Annotated in this window: 13 protein-coding genes; 8 read left to right on the forward strand and 5 right to left on the reverse strand. The window is 70.9% G+C overall.

The features are described from left to right. On the reverse strand, nt 1-1,991 hold a 1,991-nt coding region (locus ACIGXX_RS25785), incomplete at its 3' end, for a DEAD/DEAH box helicase (protein ID WP_399979152.1). A 463-nt stretch (nt 1,992-2,454) separates the two neighbouring features. On the opposite strand from ACIGXX_RS25785, the gene ACIGXX_RS25790 reads away from it, so the two are divergent. Further along, entirely contained in the window at nt 2,455-3,192 is a 738-nt protein-coding gene (locus tag ACIGXX_RS25790) for a ferritin-like fold-containing protein (RefSeq protein WP_351163533.1), read from the forward strand. A 165-nt stretch (nt 3,193-3,357) separates the two neighbouring features. Here ACIGXX_RS25790 and ACIGXX_RS25795 read toward each other — a convergent pair whose 3' ends face one another. The 4 genes from ACIGXX_RS25795 to ACIGXX_RS25810 all read right to left on the reverse strand — a co-directional run bounded on the left by ACIGXX_RS25795 (nt 3,358) and on the right by ACIGXX_RS25810 (nt 5,190). Then, nucleotides 3,358-3,630, reverse strand: coding sequence for a hypothetical protein (locus ACIGXX_RS25795; RefSeq protein WP_351163535.1), 273 nt, complete (start codon nt 3,628-3,630; stop codon nt 3,358-3,360). Nucleotides 3,631-3,808: 178 nt separating this feature from the next. Further along, nucleotides 3,809-4,036: a DUF3107 domain-containing protein gene (locus ACIGXX_RS25800; RefSeq protein WP_249587904.1), complete on the reverse strand. Its 228-nt coding sequence runs from the start codon at nt 4,034-4,036 to the stop codon at nt 3,809-3,811. A gap of 152 nt (nt 4,037-4,188) precedes the next feature. Further along, nucleotides 4,189-4,830 (reverse strand): TetR/AcrR family transcriptional regulator, encoded by a 642-nt coding sequence (locus tag ACIGXX_RS25805; RefSeq protein ID WP_249587903.1) that lies wholly within the window; start codon nt 4,828-4,830, stop codon nt 4,189-4,191. Nucleotides 4,831-4,974: 144 nt separating this feature from the next. After that, a complete protein-coding gene (locus ACIGXX_RS25810; RefSeq protein ID WP_351163538.1) occupies nt 4,975-5,190 on the reverse strand; it encodes a hypothetical protein in 216 nt (71 codons plus the stop codon). 167 nt (nt 5,191-5,357) lie between these two features. On the opposite strand from ACIGXX_RS25810, the gene ACIGXX_RS25815 reads away from it, so the two are divergent. From ACIGXX_RS25815 to ACIGXX_RS25845, 7 genes are all read left to right on the forward strand, one after another. After that, on the forward strand, nt 5,358-6,347 hold the full coding sequence (locus ACIGXX_RS25815) for an alpha/beta hydrolase (protein WP_351163540.1): 990 nt from the start codon (nt 5,358-5,360) through the stop codon (nt 6,345-6,347). A gap of 8 nt (nt 6,348-6,355) precedes the next feature. Continuing rightward, entirely contained in the window at nt 6,356-7,798 is a 1,443-nt protein-coding gene (locus ACIGXX_RS25820; RefSeq protein ID WP_399979159.1) for a DUF3152 domain-containing protein, read from the forward strand. A gap of 91 nt (nt 7,799-7,889) precedes the next feature. Further along, nucleotides 7,890-7,982, forward strand: a complete 93-nt coding sequence (locus ACIGXX_RS25825) for an Ms4533A family Cys-rich leader peptide (protein WP_344520500.1) — start codon at nt 7,890-7,892, stop codon at nt 7,980-7,982. A gap of 143 nt (nt 7,983-8,125) precedes the next feature. Beyond that, entirely contained in the window at nt 8,126-9,853 is a 1,728-nt protein-coding gene (locus ACIGXX_RS25830; protein ID WP_361464398.1) for an ABC transporter substrate-binding protein, read from the forward strand. 20 nt (nt 9,854-9,873) lie between these two features. After that, nucleotides 9,874-10,866, forward strand: coding sequence for an ABC transporter permease (locus tag ACIGXX_RS25835; RefSeq protein WP_351163546.1), 993 nt, complete (start codon nt 9,874-9,876; stop codon nt 10,864-10,866). After that, nucleotides 10,863-11,861 carry an ABC transporter permease gene (locus ACIGXX_RS25840; protein WP_351163548.1) on the forward strand — a complete coding sequence of 333 codons (999 nt, stop codon included), beginning with the start codon at nt 10,863-10,865 and terminating at the stop codon, nt 11,859-11,861. Before ACIGXX_RS25835 ends, ACIGXX_RS25840 begins: the two co-directional genes overlap by 4 nt. Beyond that, nucleotides 11,858-13,471 carry a dipeptide ABC transporter ATP-binding protein gene (locus ACIGXX_RS25845; protein WP_399979165.1) on the forward strand — a complete coding sequence of 538 codons (1,614 nt, stop codon included), beginning with the start codon at nt 11,858-11,860 and terminating at the stop codon, nt 13,469-13,471. Before ACIGXX_RS25840 ends, ACIGXX_RS25845 begins: the two co-directional genes overlap by 4 nt. Nucleotides 13,472-13,603 lie beyond the last annotated feature (132 nt).

Consider the following 13,603-nt stretch of genomic DNA (forward strand, 5'->3'; position numbering starts at 1 on the left):
ACCTCGACCACGGGCTCGGCGGCCTTGCGCGTACGGCGACGGGGCTTCGTGGCGGGGGCCTCGGCGTCCACGGTCTCCACGGCCTCGACCGTGTCGACGACGGCCTCCGCGGCCTTGCGGGTGCGGCGACGGGGCTTGGCGGCCGGAGCCTCGGCCTCGGCGGCTTCCGCCACCTCGACCACGGGCTCGGCGGCCTTGCGCGTACGGCGACGGGGCTTCGTGGCGGGGGCCTCGGCGTCCACGGTCTCCACGGCCTCGACCGTGTCGACCACGGCCTCCGCGGCCTTGCGGGTACGGCGGCGCGGCTTGGCGGCAGGTGCGTCGGCCTCGACCACGGCCTCGGTTGCTGCCTCTGCCACCTCGACCACCGGCTCGGCGGCCTTGCGGGTGCGGCGGCGCGGCTTCGTGGCGGGGGCCTCGGCCTCGACCACGGCAGTCTCCACGGCCGACACCGTCTCGACCGACTTGACCGTCTCGACCGCGGCCTCCGCCGCGTCCGAGCCACCGTTCCGCGTCCGGCGACGGCGACGCGGCGTACGCGGCTCCGTCGGCTCGGCCGTCTCAGGGGCGGACACGGCCACAGCCGCGGCGGCGGGCGCAGCGGTCTCGGCGACCGCCATCGCCGGAGCGTCCAGCGGCGTACCCGAACGCGTCCGGCGACGCCGACGCGGCGTACGCGCCTCACGCGGCTCGCGCTCCGGCTCGGGAGCCTGAGCGCGGTCACGGTCACGACCGTGGTCGCGGCCACCGTCGCGGCCGCCGCGGTCGCGGTCGCGTCCGCGCGAGCCGCCCTTGCCGCCCGTCTCGCCGAGGTCTTCGATCTGCTCGGCGCGGAGCCCGGCACGGGTCCGCTCGCCGCGCGGCAGCACACCCTTCGTGCCCGCCGGGATGCTCAGCTCCTCGTACAGGTGAGGAGAGCTGGAGTACGTCTCGACCGGGTCGCCGAAGCCGAGGTTCAGCGCCTTGTTGATCAGCTGCCAGCGCGGGATGTCGTCCCAGTCGACCAGCGTGATCGCGATGCCCTTGGCACCCGCGCGGCCGGTGCGGCCGATGCGGTGCAGGTAGGTCTTCTCGTCCTCGGGGGACTGGTAGTTGATGACGTGCGTGACGCCCTCGACGTCGATGCCGCGGGCGGCGACGTCGGTGCAGACGAGCACGTCCACCTTGCCGTTGCGGAAGGCGCGCAGCGCCTGCTCGCGGGCGCCCTGTCCGAGGTCGCCGTGCACGGCGCCCGAGGCGAAGCCACGCTTCTCGAGCTGCTCGGCGATGTCGGCGGCGGTCCGCTTCGTGCGGCAGAACACCATGGCGAGCCCGCGGCCGTCGGCCTGCAGGATGCGGGAGATCATCTCCGGCTTGTCCATGTTGTGCGCGCGGTATACGTGCTGCTTGGTGTTGGCGACGGTCTGGCCCTCGTCGTCCGGCGCGGTGGCGCGGATGTGCGTGGGCTGCGACATGTAGCGACGGGCCAGGCCGATGACCGCGCCCGGCATGGTCGCCGAGAACAGCATCGTCTGACGCTTCGGCGGCAGCATGTTGATGATCCGCTCGACGTCGGGCAGGAAGCCCAGGTCGAGCATCTCGTCGGCCTCGTCGAGGACCAGGCACTTGATGTGCTTGAGGTTGAGCTTCTTCTGGCCCGCGAGGTCGAGCAGACGACCCGGCGTGCCGACGACGATGTCGATGCCCTTCTTGAGGGCCTCGACCTGCGGCTCGTAGGCACGGCCGCCGTATATGGCCAGGACGCGTACGTTCCGCGCCTTGCCGGCGGTCAGGAGGTCGTTCGTGACCTGCTGGCACAGCTCACGGGTGGGGACGACGATGAGCGCCTGCGGGGCGTCGGTCAGCTGCTCGGGCTTGGCCCGGCCCGCCTCGACGTCCGCAGGGACGGTCACGCGCTCCAGGATCGGGAGTCCGAAGCCGAGCGTCTTGCCGGTGCCGGTCTTGGCCTGGCCGATGACGTCGCTGCCGGAGAGCGCGACGGGGAGCGTCATCTCTTGGATGGGGAAGGGACTGATGATGCCGACGGCCTCAAGGGCCTCGGCCGTCTCGGGGAGAATTCCGAGATCGCGGAAAGTCGTAGTCAGGGCATTGCCTCTTCTGTGAGACGCGGCGCGAGGCGAACGCTGGGGGTCGTGACCGTGCCACTACCGCCGGCTGCTTGGGGGGCGGGGCCGGGGGCGCGGGACCACTGCCTGCGCTCGAGCGCTCGTACCGCTGAGGTTCCCTCCTCGTGCCGTCCGCACCGTGCGGGCCGCCTGGAGGGCTGTCGGGTCGGAGCCGATCGGGCCTCCGACCGGGCATCCTCATTCGTACGGCCCGACGAATATTCGGCGGGCGCATTACCACTGTACCCCGGAATCTCGCAGCCGTGTCTGGCGAATTGGTCACGTAGTCGTCGTCACAGTCACTGACCAGGCCCTTACACGTTGCTGCGCGCGGGCTATTGTGCGGTTTATGGAGACGCCTGACACCGCCGCTGACACACCCGTCGAACCCACCGGAATCGCCGCCCAGGACTGGAAGACCGCTGCCGCCGAGCCGCACTACCGCGCCGCGGTCGTGGATCTGCTCGGGGCGCTCGCCTACGGAGAGCTCGCGGCCTTCGAGCGGCTCGCGGAGGACGCGAAGCTGGCGCCGACGCTCGGCGACAAGGCGGAGCTGGCGAAGATGGCGTCGGCCGAATTCCACCACTTCGAGCAGTTGCGGGACCGGCTCTCGGCGATCGGCGCGGACGCGACCGAGGCGATGGAGCCCTTCGTCGCCGCCCTCGACGGCTTCCACCGCCAGACGGCGCCGTCCGACTGGCTGGAGGGTCTGGTCAAGGCGTACGTCGGCGACTCGATCGCCAGTGACTTCTACCGCGAGGTCGCGGCACGCCTCGACGGCGACACCCGACGGCTCGTCCTCGGCGTGCTCGACGACACGGGGCACGCGAGCTTCGCGGTGGAGAAGGTGCGCGCCGCGATCGACGCGGACCCGCGCGTGGGCGGGCGGCTCGCGCTGTGGGCCCGTCGCCTGATGGGCGAGGCGCTCTCGCAGTCGCAGCGGGTGGTCGCCGACCGTGACGCGCTGTCGACCATGCTGGTCGGGGGCGTTGCCGACGGCTTCGACCTTGCCGAGGTCGGGCGGATGTTCTCGCGGATCACCGAGGCGCACACGAAGCGGATGGCCGCGCTGGGTCTCGCCGCGTAGGCGCTCCGCTGGGTTTGGCGGGGTTGGGTTCGCTTCACTGCGGGTGTCGTCTTCACGCGCGGGTGCCGTCGTGGCTGGGTGCGCAGTTCCTCGCGCCCCTGGTGGGGTTGAGCCGTCGGGTTCCCTGCGGGTGGGTTGTGGCTGGGTGCGCCGTTCCCCGCGCCCCTACGCCGTCGCTGAGCGACGGCGCAGTCGGCCACGGCTGGGGCGGAGCAGGAGCGAGAGCAGGGCCGCTGCCACGGCCACCGCGCCGACCAGGGTGCCGGTCGCGTGGCCCGCTCCCAGGGCCATGTGCGTGACGAAGGATCCGATCACGGCGCCCGCGGCCCCGGTCGCCAGGACCAGGTTGCGTGCGGGGAGCCGGTGGGACAGTCGGTGGGCCGCCGCCCATGCCAGGGCGAAACCGAGCAGTGCGGATCCGAGTGCTTCCAGAATCACAGGGTGTTCCCTCCCTCGCGGCCAGGTGCAAAACGGTCGTAGCCGGTCTTACCCGTGGGCGCCGGAATACAACCCTCCAGACCTTCTGTGCGCGAGGCGCGTCAACAAACGAGAACGGCCCGGTGGTTGTGACCACCGGGCCGTTCTCGTCTGTTCGTCCTGCGTGCAGCGCCGTGAACTACAGGGCGCTGAAGCCCACCTTGCGGGCGGTCGGCTCACCGAGCTCGACGTACGCAAGGCGGTCGGCCGGAACCAGGACCTTGCGGCCGTGGTCGTCCACGAGGCTCAGCAGCGGCGACTTGCCGGTCAGCGCCTCGGACACCGCGCGCTCGACTTCCTCGGCACTCTGAGTGCTCTCGAGCACGATCTCGCGGGGCGCGTACTGCACGCCGATCTTGACCTCCACGGCTTTGTCCCTCCGACGGTCAGTGATGTGCGCGGGCGTCCGCGCCGTACTCAGCACACATTAGCCCGGTGAAGCGACGCCCATGCTTCCGCCGCTGCACGCCAGTAGCGAACAGAGATCGGGAACATAATGCGAGGACGCGAAACCGGGGGTCAGTGGCCTTCCAGGCCGTGCAGCGGGAAACCGGCGATGCCGCGCCAGGCCAGCGAGGTCAGCAGTTCCACCGCCTTGTCGCGCGGGACCGTGCTGCCGCTGGCGAGCCAGTACCGGGCGACCACCTGGGAGTAGCCGCCGAGGCCCACCGCGAGCAGCATCGCCTCGTCACGGGGCAGGCCCGTGTCCTCGGCGATGACCTCGCAGATCGCTTCCGCGCACTGGAGCGTGACCCGGTCCACGCGCTCGCGGACCGCGGCCTCGTTCGTCAGGTCGGACTCGAAGACGAGCCGGAAGGCGCCGCCCTCGTCCTCCACGTACGCGAAGTAGGCGTCCATCGTGGCCGCGACCCGCAGCTTGTTGTCCGACGTGGACGCGAGTGCCGTACGGACCGACTGCAGCAGTGATTCGCAGTGCTGGTCGAGCAGGGCGAGGTACAGGTCGAGCTTGCCGGGAAAGTGCTGGTAGAGCACCGGCTTGCTGACTCCGGCCCGCTCGGCGATGTCGTCCATCGCCGCCGCGTGGTACCCCTGCGCGACGAAGACCTCCTGAGCCGCGCCCAGCAACTGATTGCGTCGGGCACGACGCGGCAGGCGTGTGCCCCGCGGGCGCGCTGCCTCTGTCTGCTCGATGGCTGTCACGCCGCCTCCCATGATCGTGAATGTGCGGTGTGCGCCGCGCGGCCATCGTACTTTTCGGTAACCGTGATGTGCGCGGTACGAGCGGAGAATTTCACGGACTGGATGACCGTGAAAGCCGTGCGTAGCAGGGCAAACACGGGCAGCTCAGCGATAGTCGTCCTCGTCGATGCTGACGACGCGGGCCTGTTCGGCGAGGTCGGCCTCGTTGGCCGCGTCCGTGTCCGCGCCCTGCAAGGAGTCGTCCTCGCTCGGCGCCAGGTCGGTGTGCTGCTCCGCGGAATCGGCCTCGGGGGCCTCGGTGCTGGTCTCGGCGGTCTCCTCGACCTGAAAGGTCTCGGGATCGGACGGGTCGACGGTCATCGTGGCTCTCTTCCCTAGCGGACTAGTGGTGCGAGTGCCCTGTTCGCCCTCTCTTAAGAGCGTAGGAGACTGTCGAACCGGGCGCTACGCGATCTCCGCGCGAGATCGGCTGGATCTGTGACGGCGAACACACGAACCACCGTGTGATCGTCTCGTAACATTGCCGCATGTCTTCGACCGAGCTGCCGGACCTGATCGCCGCTTCCGTCGCACCCAAACCGGGTGCCGTCGGGGTCGCGGCGGGCGAGCGGCTCGACTCGGTCACCCTCCCCGGACTCACGCTTTCGGTGCGTTCCCGGCCCTCGGTCCGCGAGGGACTGCCCTCCGCGCTGTACGTGCACGGGCTCGGCGGTTCCTCGCAGAACTGGTCGGCCCTGATGCCGCTGCTCGAGGACGTCGTGGACTGCGCGGCGCTCGACCTGCCGGGGTTCGGCGACTCGCCGCCGCCGGACGACGGCAACTACTCGATCACGGGGCACGCGCGCGCGGTCATCCGCTATCTGGACTCGCGCGAGGCCGGGCCCGTCCATCTGATCGCCAACTCGATGGGCGGCGCCGTCACCACCCGCGTCGCCGCCGTCCGCCCCGACCTGGTGCGCACCCTCACGCTGATCTCGCCCGCGCTCCCCGAGCTGCGGGTGCAGCGCACGGCGCTGCCGACCGGGCTCCTCGCGGTGCCCGGCGTCGCGGGTCTGTTCACCCGGCTCACCAAGGACTGGACGCCCGAGCAGCGCGTCAGCGGCGTCATGGGCCTCTGCTACGGCGACCCGGGCCGGGTCTCGCCCGAGGGGTACAGCGCGGCCGTGCGGGAGATGGAGCGCAGGCTGGCGCTTCCGTACATGTGGGACGCGATGGCACGCTCGGCGCGCGGCATCGTGAACGCGTACACGCTGGGCGGCCAGCACGGCCTGTGGCGGCAGGCGGAGCGGGTGCTCGCGCCGACGCTGCTCATCTACGGCGGCCGGGACCTGCTCGTCTCGTTCCGCATGGCCCGCAAGGCCGCCGCCGCGTTCCGTGACTCACGGCTGCTCACGCTGCCGGACGCCGGGCATGTGGCGATGATGGAGTATCCGGATACGGTGGCCACGGCATTCCGCGAACTGCTCGCGGACACGGGCGAGTTGCATGAATCCGGTCAATCGGGCGCGGGGAGCTGAGGCGGCGCGTGGGACGTCATAGCCGCCGGGGTTCCTCCGACCTCGCAGACAACACGGGCAGCACGAACACCGCCGATCTACCGACACCGCAGGGCGCACGCCCGCCGTCCCCCGGCACGGGGCGCCGCAGGCGTGCCCCGGGGGACGGCGGCACGCCCGCGCACGGCATCCCGCAGGCCACTCCGCCGCACGGCATGCCCCAGGCCACCCCTTCCCGCGGCACGCCGCACGTGCGCGGCGGGCACCCCGAGCAGCGCGAGCCGGGCGGGGCCTGGGGGTCAGGGCCGCGCACGGGCGCCGTGTACGGAACGCCGGGTGCGCGGACCGCGCCGTCCCGTGTGCCGGGGCCGCGCCGTGAGTACGTGGACGCGTTCGGCGAGGAGTTCGCCGAGGAGGACCTCTTCTCGGGCGGTGCGATCGACGCCCTGCCCGCGTCGACCGGCGTCCCGCCCCGCGATCCGTACGCCTCGGTCACCGACTGGGACCGCGCGGTCGACGAGGACGAGGAAGCGCACGGAGACCTCTGGTCCGATGGAGCCGACGGAGCCGACGGAGCCGACGGAGCCGACCGAGCCGACCGAACAGGCGGCGCCGACGGCGCCGGCGGACCCGGTGGCATCGCGCCCGACGAGGCCGAGGACGGCAAGGGGGGCGGCAAGGGCCGCACCTTCACCGGGATAGCCGCCGCCGCGGTCACCACCGTCCTCGCGATCGTCGTGGCCGGTCAGGTGACCGACGGGCCAAAGGATTCCGCGCCGCGGACGCAGGCCGCCAAGGGCCAGGGCGAGCGCGACGCGGGCGCCGACGCGTCCCGCTCGGACGACCGGCCCACGCCTCCGGAGTCCGCCCCGGCGACGTACGAGACGAAGATGGCCAAGAAGTATCCGCTGGACGCCAAGCTCACGGCGTCCGGCGACTTCGACGCGATGGCAGGGTTCGACAAGGCGCCCGGCAAGGGGCAGTTGTTCCGCTACCGCGTGGACGTCGAGAAGGGGATGGGCCTGGACGGCGAGCTGTTCGCGTCCGCCGTGCAGAAGACGCTGAACGACGACCGGAGCTGGGCGCACAAGGGAGGCCGCACCTTCGAGCGGATATCTTCCGGGAAGCCCGATTTCGTCATCACGCTCGCCAGTCCGGGGACGACCGCGACGTGGTGCGCCAAATCCGGGCTCGACACCAAGCAGCAGAACGTCTCCTGCGATTCCGCGGCCACCGACCGCGTCATGATCAACGCCTATCGGTGGGCGCAGGGCGCCAAGACCTACGGCGACCGCATCCATCCGTACCGGCAGATGCTGATCAACCACGAGGTCGGCCACCGGCTCGGCTTCAACCACACGGACTGCACCAAGGACGGCGATCTCGCGCCCGTCATGCAGCAGCAGACGAAGTTCCTCGACCACGACGGAATCAAGTGCAAGGCCAACCCGTGGGCGTTTCCCAAGAGTTGAGACAGAAGTGCCCGGCATGCGGGCGTCCGTCGGTCGGCGGCTCTGCTCGGCAGCTTTGACAACCGCCGAAAGTTCGTTCATATTTCTCCGCATGTCGCCTCGTCACGCCTCCTCGCGCGCAGCCCTTGAGCTGGCGCTCTTCGGCGTGACCGCGCTCTGCGTGTCCGACATCCACTGTTGCTGACGCCCGCCCCTGGCGCGTGCGTCGCTTTCTCTCCGGACCCTGTGCACCCAGTGCACCTTCTGCGGTCCTGACTGACCCTCTTCGGCGACCCCGGGGCGAGCTCTGCTCATTTCCCTGTCTGATCCTCCGAGAGGTCCTTTCCCATGCGTCAACCGTCCGTCATAGCCCGCCGCGTGGCAGCGGCATCCGTCAGCCTCGTCCTGGCAGCGGGCGCCGCCGCCTGCGCGGGCCCCGAGGACAACGACGCCGGGAGCGGCGGCGCCGACGGCAAGCCCGCCAAGGGCGGCACGCTCACCGTCCTCAACAGCGACCCGCAGGTCGACTTCGACCCGGCGCGGCTCTACACCTCCGGCGGCGGCAACGTCCCCTCGCTCGTCTTCCGCACCCTGACCACCCGCAACCGCGAGGACGGCGCCAAGGGCTCGGAGGTCGTGCCGGACCTCGCCACGGACCTCGGCAAGTCGAGCAAGAACGCCACGGTGTGGACGTACACCCTCAAGAAGGGGCTCAAGTACGAGGACGGTTCGCCGATCACCTCCGCCGACATCAAGTACGGCATCGAGCGCTCCTTCGCCGGTGAACTCTCCGGTGGCGCTCCCTACTTGAGGGACTGGCTGATCGGCGGCGACAAGTACGCCGGGCCGTACAAGGACAAGAGCGGCAAGGGCCTGGAGTCGATCGAGACGCCCGACGAGCGCACCATCGTCTTCCACCTGAACAAGCCCGAGGGCGAATTCCCCTACCTGGCGACGCAGACGCAGTTCACGCCCGTCCCCAAGAGCAAGGACAAGGGCACGAAGTACGAGGAGCACCCGGTCTCCTCGGGTCCGTACAAGGTCGTCAAGAACGAGAACGACGGCGAGCGCCTCACCCTGGAGCGCAACCCGCACTGGTCGGCGAAGACCGACCCCGAGCGCAAGGCCTACCCGGACAAGATCGACGTGCGGTCCGGCCTCAACTCCTCCGTCATCAACCAGCGGCTCTCGGCCGGCCAGGGCGCGGACGCCGCCGCCGTGACCACCGACACGAACCTCGGCCCCGCCGAACTCGCCAAGGTCACCGGCGACAAGGCGCTGGCCTCCCGCGTCGGCACCGGGCACTTCGGCTACACGAACTACCTCGCCTTCAACCCGAAGGTGAAGCCCTTCGACGACCCGAAGGTGCGCCAGGCCATCTCGTACGCCGTCGACCGCTCGTCCGTGGTCAACGCGGCCGGCGGCTCCTCGCTCGCCGAGCCCGCGACGACGTACCTGCCCAACCAGAAGTCCTTCGGATACACGAAGTACGACCACTTCCCGGCGGGCAAGGCCGGCAACCCGAAGAAGGCCAAGGAGCTGTTGAAGGAGGCCGGTCACAAGGACGGGCTCACCATCACGCTGACCCACTCCAACGCCAAGGACTTCGAGACGAGCCCGGAGATCGCCACCGCGCTCCAGGACGCCCTGAAGAAGGCCGGGATCACCGTCAAGCTCCAGGGCCTTGAGGACAACGACTACAAGGACAAGGTGCACAGCGCCAAGGACGAGCCGGGCCTCTTCCTCGCCCACTGGGGTGCCGACTGGCCCTCCGGCGGCCCCTTCCTCGCCCCGATCTTCGACGGGCGGCAGATCGTGAAGGACGGCGCCAACTTCAACACCGGCTTCCTGGACGACAAGGCCGTCAACGACGAGATCGACGAGATCAACAAGCTCACCGACCTCGACGCGGCCGCGAAGCGCTGGGGCGCCCTCGACAAGAAGATCGGCGAGCAGGCCCTGACCGTGCCGCTCTTCCACCCCGTCTACAAGCGTCTCTACGGCAAGGACGTCAAGAACATCGTGATCAGCGACTGGACGGGTGTCCTGGACATCTCCCAGGTCGCGGTCAAGTAAGGGTTACCGGTCACATCACCATGAGCGAGGCCCTGTTGGCCTCGGAGGCGGGGACGGGCGCGCAGGCGCCCGCCCCGACCTCCGGTGCCCGTCAGTTCTGGCGGCGGCTGCGTGCGCAGCGTGCCGCCCTCGTCGCGGCGGCCGTCGTCGCGCTTCTCGTCCTGGTCGCGCTCGCCGCGCCACTGCTCACCGCCATCGAGGGCCAGGACCCCAGTACGTACCACCCCGACCTCATCGACTCCGGCCGCGGCGGCGTGCCGATCGGCCCGTTCGGCGGGATCAGCGCCGAGCACTGGCTCGGCGTCGAACCGCAGACCGGGCGCGACCTGTTCGCCCGGCTCGTGTACGGCGCGCGCGTCTCCCTCGGCGTCGCGCTCGCCGCGACGCTCGTACAGGTGCTGCTCGGCGTCGGCATCGGCATCGCGGCCGGGCTCGGCAACCGCCTGGTCGACCAGGTGCTCAGCCGCGCCACCGACGTCATCGTCGCCATGCCGCTGATGGTCCTCTCGCTCGCCCTGATGGCGATCGTGCCCAGCGGCTTCCCGCGCCCCGTCCTGGTCGCCCTGGTCATCGGGCTCGTCGCCTGGGGCAGCACGGCCAAGATCGTGCGCGCGCAGACCATCACCCTCAAGGAGCTCGACTACGTGGCCGCCGCCCGGCTCAGCGGCTGGAGCACCTGGCGCATCGCGCGCCGCGAACTCCTGCCGGGGCTCGCCGCCCCCGTCATCACCTACGCGGCGCTGCTCGTCCCGCTGAACATCACCGTCGAGGCGGCGCTCTCCTTCCTCGGCGTCGGCGTCAAACCGCCGACCGCGTCCTGGGGACAGATGCTGACCTCGGCCGACATCTGGTACCAGGCCGCGCCGCAGTACCTACTGCTGCCCGCCGGGGCGCTGTTCGTGACCGTGCTCGCGCTGACCGTCCTGGGCGACGGCGTGCGGACCGCGCTCGATCCACGGGCCGCGTCGCGGCTGCGGATCGGGACCGGGCAGAAGCGGGAGGGCAAGGCATGACCGGCTTCCCGGGCTTCTTCCTGCGGCGCTCGGTGGGCGCCCTCGTCACGCTGCTCGCCATCTCCGTGATCATCTACGCGGTCTTCTACGTCGCTCCCGGCGACGTCGCGCAGATCACCTGCGGGCCGCGCTGCTCACCGGCCCAAGTGGCCCAGGTCTCCGAGCAGCTGCGGCTCGACGACCCGGTGTACGTGCGCTACTGGGACTTCCTCCAGGGCATCTTCGTCGGCCAGGACTACTCGACGGGCACCGGCGTGGAGCACTGCGACGCCCCCTGCCTCGGGCTCTCCTACCAGAGCGACCAGCAGGTCACCCAGCTGATCCTGGCGAAGCTGCCGGTCACCGGGTCGCTCGCGCTCGGCGCCATGGTGATGTGGCTGATCCTCGGCGTCGGCACCGGCGTCCTGTCCGCCTGGCGACGCGGACGCCTCACCGAGCGCGCCCTGACCGCCGTCACGCTCGCGGGCACGGCCACGCCCGTCTTCGTCATCGGCCTGCTCCTGATGATCGTGGTCTGCGGGCAGCTGAACTGGCTGCCCTTCCCGCAGTACGTGCCGTTCACCGACGACCCCCAGCAGTGGGCGTGGAACCTGCTGCTTCCCTGGCTCTCCCTCGCCCTGATCGAGGCCGCCAAGTACGCGCGCCTGACCCGCGCCTCGATGCTGGAGACCCTCGCCGACGACCATGTGCGGACCTTTCGCGCGTACGGCGTCGGGGAGCGCTCGATCATCGGCAAGCACGCCCTGCGGGGCGCGGTCGCCCCGGTCATCGCGCTGAGCGCCAACGACTTCGGGTCGATGTTCGGCGGGGCCGTGCTCAGCGAGACGCTCTTCGGCCTTCCCGGCATGGGGCGCGAACTCGTGCACGCGGTCAAGGTCGTCGATCTGCCGGTCGTGGTCGGCATGGTCCTGGTGACCGGCTTCTTCGTGGTGCTCGCCAACGCCGTCGCGGACGTCCTGTACGCGGTGGCCGACCGAAGGGTGGTCCTGTCATGAGCCCGGATCGAAGCCTCGTCCAAGTGACCGACCTGGTCGTCGACTTCGGGGACACGCGCGCCGTCGACCGGCTCTCCTTCACGCTGGAGAAGGGCGCCGCGCTAGGCCTCGTCGGCGAGTCGGGGTCCGGCAAGAGCACGGTGGCCGCCGCGCTGCTCGGGCTCCACCGGGGCACCGGCGCGCGGGTCGGCGGATCGGTGCGGGTCGGCGGCATCGACGTAGCGGAAGCGTCCGGTGAGGAGCTGCGGCTGCTGCGGGGCGGAAAGGCGGCGATGGTCTTCCAGGACCCGCTGTCCTCCCTCGATCCGTACTACGCGGTGGGCGACCAGATCGCCGAGGTGTACCGCGTGCACACCGGAGCCTCGCGCCGGGCGGCACGCGCGCGTGCCGTCGAAGTGCTCGACCGGGTGGGCATCCCCGATGCCGTACGCAGGGCTCGTTCCCGGCCGCACGAGTTCAGCGGCGGCATGCGACAGCGCGCGCTCATCGCCATGGCCCTCGCCTGCGAGCCCGAGCTTTTGATCGCCGACGAGCCGACGACCGCCCTGGACGTCACCGTGCAGGCCCAGATCCTCGACCTGCTGCACGTGCTGCGGGCCGAGACGGGGATGGGTCTTCTCCTGGTCACCCACGACGTGGGCGTGGCGGCGGAGAGCGTCGACGACGTCCTGGTGATGCGGTACGGGCGGGCCGTCGAGCGCGGGCCCGTGCGCGAGGTCCTCGGGGCGCCGAAGGAGGCGTACACGCGGGAGCTGCTCGGGGCGGTGCCCCGGGTGGACGCGCCGCGGGAGGCGTCGGCCGCCGTACCGGGGGACGTCGTGCTGGAAGCCGTCGACCTGCGCAAGGAGTTCGGGCGCGGCAAGCGGGCGTTCGCCGCGGTGGACGGGGTGTCGCTCACGGTCCGCCGGGGGGAGACGCTCGGGGTCGTGGGGGAGAGCGGCAGCGGCAAGACCACCCTGGGGCGGATGCTGGTGGGGCTGCTCGATCCCTCGGCGGGGGAGATCCGGAACGGGGGCGCGCGGCAGTCGGGCGGCGGCATACGGGCCGGGGTCCAGATGGTGTTCCAGGACCCCGTCGCCTCGCTCAATCCGCGCCGCGGCATCGGGGAGTCCATCGCCGATCCGCTGCGCGCGCGGGGGGAGCGCGACGACTCCGTGGTGCGCGCACGCGTGCGGGACCTCATGGAGCGCGTGGGGCTCGATCCGGCGTACTACGGGCGCTATCCGCACGAATTCAGCGGCGGTCAGCGCCAACGCGTCGGGATCGCTCGGGCCCTCGCCGCCGAGCCGCACGTCATCGTGTGCGACGAGCCGGTCTCGGCGCTCGACGTGACCACGCAGGCGCACGTGACCGCGCTGCTCGCCGAACTACAGGAGGAGCACGGGCTCGCCCTCGTCTTCATCGCGCACGACCTCGCCGTGGTACGCCAGGTCAGCGACCGCGTGGCGGTGATGCGCCAGGGACGGATCGTCGAGCAGGGCTCCGTCGAAGAGATCTACGGCTCGCCCCGGCAGGCGTACACCAGACAGCTGTTGGCGGCCGTGCCCGCGCTCGACCCGGAGGCGGCGGCACAGCGCCGTACGGCCCGCAGGGAGCTGGCCGCAGCTTAACGCTCCGTAACGAAAGAGCGCTCTCCGGGTGCCATAGCGCGACGGAACGCTACCGGTGCGGGAAAGTTACTGCCGTTCACCCCTTTTGGTGGCGTGATGGACAACCGTCCATCACGCCACCGGCATGTCCGC

This window comes from Streptomyces sp. NPDC055243 (genome assembly GCF_044544025.1).
In the GTDB taxonomy this organism is placed as follows: domain Bacteria; phylum Actinomycetota; class Actinomycetes; order Streptomycetales; family Streptomycetaceae; genus Streptomyces.